Annotated in this window: 2 protein-coding genes and 1 tRNA gene; all 3 read right to left on the bottom strand. The window is 44.5% G+C overall.

Translation table 11 applies throughout. The features are described 5' to 3' along the window. A partial coding sequence (locus Q0668_RS01990; protein ID WP_298859411.1) for a PAS domain S-box protein occupies positions 1–4,278 on the bottom strand: 4,278 nt, incomplete at its 3' end. Positions 4,279–5,374: 1,096 nt separating this feature from the next. Continuing rightward, positions 5,375–5,463, bottom strand: a tRNA-Ser gene (locus Q0668_RS01985). A gap of 315 nt (positions 5,464–5,778) precedes the next feature. Continuing rightward, positions 5,779–6,633, bottom strand: a complete 855-nt coding sequence (gene rfbD, locus Q0668_RS01980) for a dTDP-4-dehydrorhamnose reductase (RefSeq protein WP_298859409.1) — start codon at positions 6,631–6,633, stop codon at positions 5,779–5,781. Between the last annotated feature and the right edge of the window lie 616 nt (positions 6,634–7,249).

Below are 7,249 nucleotides of genomic sequence, written 5' to 3'. Positions count from 1 at the left end.
GTCCATGATCGTGTCTGCCAGAATTTTACTGTTGACGGGCTTGCTCAGGTAATCATCACAGCCGGCATCAATACATTTCTTGCGATCTTCCGGCATCGCGTGTGCCGTCAATGCGATAATGGGAAGGGTCACATTTTCTTCACGGAGCGCTTTCGCAAGTGTGTAACCATCCATTTCGGGCATTTGCATGTCAGTCAGCAACAAGTCGTATGGTTCTTGTGATGCTGTTGCTGCTTGAATTTTTTGATAGGCAATCGCACCGTTGTCAGCCACTTCCACGATTGCTCCCATCTTTTTCAAAAGAAAGGAGATAAGTCGCTGATTATCCGGACCGTCTTCTGCAAGCAAAATTCGAGTCTGGCTTGGGAGTTGCGCTAAAGCAGCCGTTGGAATCTTCTCAATGTTTTCGAGGGGATCGAGGAGTCGGGTAGTTTGATAACGGGTTTGGGGAAGCGGATGAATGGGTAGCACAAGTCGGAAACACGTGCCTTTCCCCTGTTCTGTCCAGGCCAGCGACACTTCACCACCCATCAGCCGTGCAAGTTTTCGGGAAATGATCAGACCCAGGCCTGTACCGCCATGCTGACGCGTGAGGGAAGTATCTGCCTGCGAAAAAGCATTAAAGATTATTTTCGCCTGTTGCTCCGACATCCCCGGTCCCGTATCCTCAATATCGAATTGCAAGAGTTCCCCACCATCGTCCTGATTAAGCTTCTGCACGATGATTTTAATGCTTCCCTGATCCGTAAATTTGACCGCATTACCCACAAGATTCATCAAAATCTGACGCAACCGAGTTGTATCACTATTAATCAGATCAGGAATCGGTGTCTGAATAATGGTTTGCAACGCCACTTTTTTCTCGATGGCCCGCGGTCGCAATAAACTTTCAGTATGGTCGAGAACATTAAACAGATGAGTGGGTGAGTAATCCAACTCCATTTTTTGCGCTTCGATTTTGGATAGGTCGAGAATATCATTAATCACGGTCAATAAATGGTTTCCCGCTTCCTGAATCGTAGCGATTGCCTGAGTTCTTCTCGCTGGTGAATCTGCAAAGTTCTCTTCGTCTTGAAGCAGATCCGCAAATCCAAGAATGGCAGTGAGTGGAGTACGGATTTCATGACTCATATTTGCCAGAAATTCGCTCTTACTATTTGAGGCAGCCAGTGCTGCTTCTTGCGCCAGTTTAAGGTCAGTGATATCATTGCGGATGGCGAGGTAGCCTGTCTCGTTACCTTCTCCATCTTGCATGGATGCGATAGTAGTATCGACCCAATACAGGTCTCCGTTTTTCCGACGATTGCAGATTTCCCCTTGCCAGATCCCTTCGGAAGCAATGGTTTTGAACACGTTCTCCCAGAATTCTTTGCTTTGAAAGTCAGAATTCACGATAGAATGTGTCATGCCGATCACTTCCTCTCGTTCAAATCCGGTCACTTTGCAGAACATATCATTTACATGGCGAATAATGCCATTAAGATCCGTTTCGGCAACAATCGCATGTTGATCGAGAACTTTGCTGCACAGTTCAAGCCGGGCCGTTGTTTCTTGCAATGATTTTTCCAGCGCGATCCGGTCGGAAATATCTACCATCACATTCACTGCCCCGGTGACCTCACCCTGAATGTTATACAACGGGCTGGCATGAGCCAAAGCAGTTTTACGCGACCCATCTTCATGTTCCACAACGACCACTTTACCGTGGAAAATTTGACGCCGTTCCAGTGCCAGCGCCATCCAGCACTTATCGTGTGGAACTGGCAATCCCTCATTATCATACAATTTGTAAGAACCACAAAAACGATCAGTAGCGCTGCATAACGTAGGTTCCCGTCCCCAGACCTCGACGGCGGTCTGATTATAATAGGTAATCAGACCTTGATTGTTACAGGTGTAAGCGGCGACAGGCAACGCGTCTAGCAGGTTTCGAATATTTTCTCGACTTTCGAGTATTTGCTGCTCTGCTAGTTTACGCTCGGTAATATCATTCTCAATTGACATGAAGCCAGTTAATTTGCCTTCAGCGTCATGTATGGGGTCTGCTTTAATATGGACCCAATATTCACTACCAGATTGATGATAGTTGATGATTTCTGTTTCGAAGCTTTCTCCCTGACGAATTTTTTGTTTCATATACTCAATGATTTCTGGATCAGATTGATCTCCCTGTAGTACGGAACCAGGAGTTTTACCGAGAATGGCCTCCAATTTGTATCCAGAAATTTGAACGAACCTGTCATTAACCCATTCTACTCGGCCTGCATCATCTGTAATGATCACTCCGTTTGTTGACTTACTGACCGCAGAAGCTAATCGATCAAGTTGTTTTTCGTTGATTTTCTTCTGTGTCACGTCAATCGCGACACCAAGGTATCCTTCTACAAGATTGTGTTGATCACGGATCGCTGTCACTGTCAGCTCAACTGTCCGATGTGAGCCATCCTTGATGACATAAGTCCATTCGCGCTTGTCAAAACCTTCCTGCGCAACAGGTGCTATAAAGGTTTCAAAGTTTTCGATAGTTCTTCCCAGACTTGCTGTTAATTCTGCTCCACGTTTTTCCACTTCCTCGGCAAGGTGAAAACATTCTGGCGTCTGGAGCCCGACCATTTCATTCGCTGAGTAACCCAGCAGTCGTTCGGCACCGGGACTGAATAATGTAATTAATCCTTTGGGATCAGTCGAGATAATCGAAACTTCAGTGGCAGCGCGAATCACACTCTCCAATTGCGCACGCGAGCTGTATTCATCACACTGCAAAAGTAAGAATTCAGCTTCCAACTGTTTTTCTTCAGTAATATCTTGAAATGCGCCTACCAGTCGGACCGGTTTGTTATTCTCGTATTCAACTTCTCCCTGAACACGCACCCAGATATGACGTCCGTTCGCTGTAATCAGGGGTAGTTTCAGGTCCCAGGGCTCGCCGGTTTCAATTGCCCATTCTTCTGCGCTCTGAATGACAGAACGGGCTTCCGGTGCATAAAAGGCATACCTGTTTTCGAGTCTCGGCTGATAGTCAGAACCAACTTCGTGGATCGCATATGTTTCGGATGTCCAGAATACATCCTCTGTTTTGAGGTTGATATGCCAGCCTCCAATTTTGCCAACATTTCCCACTTTCTTCAATAATTTATCCTGATGGTCAAGTTGTAACTTAGCCATTTTGTGTTCGTGAATGTCTTCCACAGTTCCCGCGACATAATTCGTGTGGTCTGTCGAATTGTTGACTATCTTTCCCTGGACTCGAATCCAGCGGTAGGTGCCCTGCTGATTCTTTGCACAAAGTTCCAAATTAAATGGTGTTCCATCCTGAATGTTTTGCTGGACCGCCGCTTCTAACAGACCACAATTTTCCGGATCAATGTGTGCGCGAAAGACGTCAAAATGTGCTTTAGGGAAATCGGATTTCTCCTGATAACCAAACACTTTCCAGAACGATTCAGAACACCAGAATACCCCCGTAAGTTGCGTCCAGGACCAGGTTTCATGAAATGATGCAGAGATTGAGGCTGACAGACGTAGCTTTTTTTCATGTAAATCATGTGTCAGATCGATTAGCGTATGTTTTTCCTGGATTGACTTCATTAGACGCGTTTGGATTTGCACAAGTAAATACCAGACGACACAAAACAAAATGAAAACAATTCCCAGTAACCACAAAGATTCAATCAGCATTTGACGTTTGTACTGACCGCTTCCCAATAATATTTTCTCCGTTGTCAGACTCGCATTAAACTGATCAAGCAATGGCATCAAACGTTTTTCATCAGCTAATACCAGAGGCAAGGCAGATGAAGTGCTTTGTTTCCCAGAGGTAACGTTGACAACGTTATCTGTGAAATCCGAGATCAGAGGCGAGATTTGATTGAGAATAGTGCCAGGCGCTATTTCATTCGGACTCGGTACACCTTCAAAAAGATGAGATGTTTCAAGAAGAATTCTGTGGTTCTGATTTAACACCTTGAGGTCTGCATCAAGCTCAGTGTAACTCTGAACGCTCGTAGCTTCATCCGTCAGCAACAGGAGATTCTTAGCGATCCTCTGACTTAACATCCGCTGGCGACCGGCGATATCAACCAGATTACCTGGAGAGGCTGCACCCTGAATATTTTGGTCATGGATATTCCAGTTGAAAAACAAGACGGCCACAAAAATCGTAATGCTGGCTATGCCCGCTTGTACCACAGGGGATTGGAAGCTGTGTTTCAATCGTGAAGAAAGACAATCCGGGTCGGAATTGCGATTAGCTATCTTTCCCGGGGAAGGTGAGTCCATTATGAATACCAAATCATATACGAATAACAAATAATGAAAATGATCAACCAGCCGAAACGAAACGTGATGACCTGCTCAAAGAAGAAAAAAAAGTGTCCTCTTACGTTTTCGACCAACTGGCGTAACGAGATACAGCAATTCAATAAATAGTTAATGAATGCAAGTAATTCCCAATAGACCAATTAGGGGGGAAATCCCAGAAGTAATCTTTGAGTAAAATGAACGCCCTGGTTTATCTCCAAGAGGCTGGGTATCTGATTGTAAATCAGTGATTTCCGTATACATATTGTGGACGTCATCATGCACATAAACAAAGAGAAGGGAACAAATGTTTGATAGTGTTGTTTCGCGCTCCTTTTTGAATTGCTTTCAGCTTTCTTCCGGCTACCGCTTTGCTCAAGCAGATGGCTGAAACAGCCGTTGAGATAACCAGACGCTAAGTCATGCGACAAGTGTGCTTGATGAACCCAGGACAGTCGACTGGCTTATTCTCAGATACCACGAATCTGAAGAAGAAACGCCAGTGACGAATTGACATCAAATCGTAGATTCAGACACTAAGAGTCAACTTAAATCTCACGCGGAAAATAGTCTGGCCGACCATCAGTTCGATAGACTCTATGATCAATAAGGTCCCCACGAATTATTGGAAATCGGCGGGAGTGGACTGCGCCGTTTTCTTTGGGAGCAACTCAGTCATGCGATGGTTTTTCTCTAGATTATGGCAGCTAGAATGTCGGCTTTCTTGCATGAGTTCATCAACAAAAGCAGGATGGATATTATAAACCGAATGTTGATGAGTCATCCGAATTTCGTATCATGGTACCGGATTGTTAAAAGACGCATGCAGAGATTTAGCTCACTCATTTCCAAGAAGTTTTCCAACCCGATAATGATCGCTCATACCGGGTTTACCATCTCGCCCACGCTGTGCTCAATGAATCAGAAATATGAATCCCGCCGGAATTGGAATGTACCGTCAAAGCGCGTCTGAGAGAGGCGGAAAAGGACTCATGACACTTTGGAAGGTGCCAAAAAAAATGGCCGTTGTAAATCACTAATTTTCTAGCGTTTACAACGACCATTAAATTGAATACGGAGAGAACGGGATTCGAACCCGTGGAACCGTTTGCACGGCTCACCGATTTAGCAAACCGGCGCATTCGGCCACTCTGCCATCTCTCCTGGCCTTACCAACCGCCGTCTGGCAGGTCGGTAAGAACTCTTTATCTTAATTTTTGTGTTGAAAGTCAACGGTTTGAAGCCCTGATTTTTGCAGAGACTTTCGTAAATGTCACTTCTATTAGCGGACAGACAGTGACTCATACCAAAATTCAGGCAGTTATCCTTACATTATTTCGATCGGTGGTGGCATTCAATCGAGCAAATGGATCACTCATGGAAACGGGAACGATCTCCAAGAGAATCGCGGTTTGCTGATTGCAAATCGGCAAAAAGAGTTAAGCCAGATCTAATATGATACCTATGGCTATTTGTGCTCTATTGTTCCAGATAGGTTTTCAAAGCCGACTTCCAGTGAGGGAATGAAAAGCCGGTGGCCTTCTGGAGCCGTGAACAGTCCAGCACACTGAAGCGGGGACGATCTGCCGCGGCGTTGAATTGTTCCGTTGAGATCGCAGTCATTTTGACATTAATTCCCGCGATCTCAAAAATCGACTGGGCAAATTCAAACCAGGTCATCTGACCCTCGTTGGCGGCATGATAAAGTCCAAATTTGTCTGATTGAATCAAATGCGTGATTGCCGTCGATAGATCGCCCGTGGAAGTGGGCGTACAATGCTGATCGTTGATGATGGAAAGTTCATCGCGTTCTTTTCCAAGACGCAGCATGGTTTCCACAAAATTGCCATTTCCAGTTTTGCCGGCTTTTCCATAGAGACCACAGGTGCGAACGACATAATGTTGAGGGCAAATCGCACGCACGAAATATTCCCCCGCCAGCTTGCTTTGGCCGTATGCACTTAAAGGGCCGGGGGCATCGAGTTCAGTGTAGGCTGACTCTCGTTCTGAATCTAACCCGAAGACATAATCAGTGCTGATATGCATCAAACGGATCTTTTTCTTTTGACAATACAACGCCAGATTTCGCGGCCCAAATGCATTAATCGCAAAAGCTGCTTCAGGCGATGATTCAGCCTGATCGACTTTATTATAGGCGGCCGTATTAATAATAAGCTCGGGAGTATTCGCTTCAAGAGCCGCTTCTATGCTAAGCGTATCTTCAATCGATATCTGTTGATGGGTCAGCCCGGTCAGCTGATGTTCCGCTGCAGCAAGACTCAACATCAGATCCTGTCCCAATTGCCCTTGAGAACCGATGACGGTGATTCGCATTTACAAAGTACCTGCTAGTAAAAGAATAAAAAAATGTAGATGAGATCAACTCTCATAATTGATTTTAGAGACAGGTCAGAGACAGAGAAGATTCGCAGATACACTGGTCGCAGCAAGTTGAACGTTTTAGAGAACTAAAATATTTGAGGAAACAAGTTTTAGTGGATCATTTATTAGAAATCAACGGGGATTCGATTTCGGCCATCAAACTTCTCAATTTCGGTACGAGTCGATCTGATTTGATATTTCGGTCTTCAGTCACCTTGAATCGTTTTCATGGATCGCAGAGAACGAGGCAACATCACTTTCAAAGCACAACCTGATATGAGGAAGTTGAATCGAAATTTAAAATTCATAACTTCAAATACTCAGAACAGTTTGATTTGCACTCATATTGCAGGTTACCCAGTAAACAGTTGAGTTACAGACATTGAGTTTTGAAAAAGAGACGAATTCAACCCAGAAAATCATCTTCATAATTAGCAGTCTTAGATGGTTATGGAATTGTTTCTTCAATGTTGAATATTTACGAGAATTATTTTGACATGGTAATTTTTGCAGTATATTATTAAGGGTTCCTCTAATAATTCCTTGAAATCAAGGAATTAAGTATGGA

The organism is uncultured Gimesia sp., from assembly GCF_937910335.1.
Classification (GTDB): domain Bacteria; phylum Planctomycetota; class Planctomycetia; order Planctomycetales; family Planctomycetaceae; genus Gimesia.
This window is presented reverse-complemented; position numbering and strand designations above follow the sequence as displayed.

Coding starts and splice junctions, on each gene's coding strand:
- rfbD (WP_298859409.1), bottom strand. CDS start 6,633: ATGCGAATCACCGTCATCGGTTCTCAAGGGCAATTGGGACAGGATCTG.